The 1466-nt window shown below is 69.2% G+C and carries 1 protein-coding gene; it reads right to left on the reverse strand.

Features of this window, described 5'->3' with window-relative positions:
- A partial coding sequence (locus tag ACWC5O_RS45440; protein ID WP_450592532.1) for an LCP family protein occupies positions 1–1466 on the reverse strand: 1466 nt, incomplete at both ends.

Here is a 1466-nt window from a genome sequence, read left to right on the forward strand (position 1 = left end):
TCGTCGGAGTCGGGCTTGGTGCGGGCCGCCGCGTACGCCTGGGCCGGTGTCATGGGGACACCGTTGAGTTCCACCGTCTTGTAGGGGCTGACCTTGGCGCAGGTCTTGGCCTGGTCGGCGGTCTGGGCGTGGGCGTTGGAGACCGCGGCCTTGGTGTCGGCGGGCGCGGGCGAGGACGTGGTGCCGGTGTAGGTGGTGCCGCTGGGCCAGTCGCTGCCGATCACCAGGGTCAGACCGCTGCTGCCGCTGGTGTCCTTCTTCAGGTGCGCGGCGGACAGGCCCAGTGCCTTGGCGACCGTCCGGGCCTCGGGCTGGTGGCCGGTGCCGTAGGTGAGCGTGGTGGTGGTCGCGGGGCTGGGGGCGTTGGCGGTGGTGGTGGCCGGGCTGAAGCCCCGACCGGTGAGGGCGGCCGCGACGGCGGAGGCGCGGCCGGTGACCGCGGTGCCGTTCTCCACCGTCACCGCGATCCGGGACGCCGGCACGGTCGTGGCCTTCGCGGTCGCGGAGGCGGCCGCGGACTTCTTGCCGGAGCCGGTGGTCAGGGACTGGTCGCCGGCGATGGTGGCGAACAGGGTCTTGGCACCCGCGCCCACCACCACCCGGTTGCTGTCGTCGGGGTCGGTGCCGGTCTGCATCGTCGTGAAGGTCATCCGCTTGGTCGGGACCTTGTTCAGGTCCGCCGCGAGCGCGATCAGCTTCTTCACCGTGCCCAGCCCGTCGTCCACCGTCAGCGCCTTGGTGGCGGCGTCGGCGAGGTCGTAGACCGCGGTGGGATCGGTGAGCGTGCCCGCACTCTTGAACTTGCGGATCATCGCGCTGAGGAAGATGTGCTGCGAGACGGTGCGCCCCAGGTCGCTGCCGTCACCGAAACCGTGCCTGGAACGCACGAACTCCAAAGCGGCCACCCCCTTGAGGGTGTGGCCGCCCTTGGCCAGCTTCAGGTGCGAGTACGTGTCGTACACGTCGTCGCTGACGCACACCGACACACCGCCGACCGCGTCCGACATCTTCACCACGCCCGAGAAGTCCAGCTTCACGAAGTGGTCGATGGGGATGCCGGTGAGCTGGTGGACGGTGGCCACCTGACAGGCCGGACCGTACTGCAGCGCGCTGTTGATCTGCCCGTAGTAACCCGCCGTCGACCGGCCCGTCGCACTGTCCTTGCACGCCGGGACCCGGGTCATCGTGTCCCGCGGAATACTCATCACGGTCGCGTTCGAACGGTCGGCGGATATGTGCACCACCATCTGCACATCCGCGTTGCTGCCCGTCTGCACCCCCGTATGCGAACAACCGCCGCCCAGCTTGCAGTCCGCCTTGCTGGTGCGGCCGTCCGACCCCATCACCAGGATGTTGATCGGCGTACGACCGAACGCGTCGGCCTTCTCCGTACCGCCCTTGCCGTCCAGCGACACACTCTGGATGTTGCCGTTCAGGTGCTGGTAGAACCACCAGCCGACACCGGC

This window comes from Streptomyces sp. NPDC001450 (genome assembly GCF_053597295.1).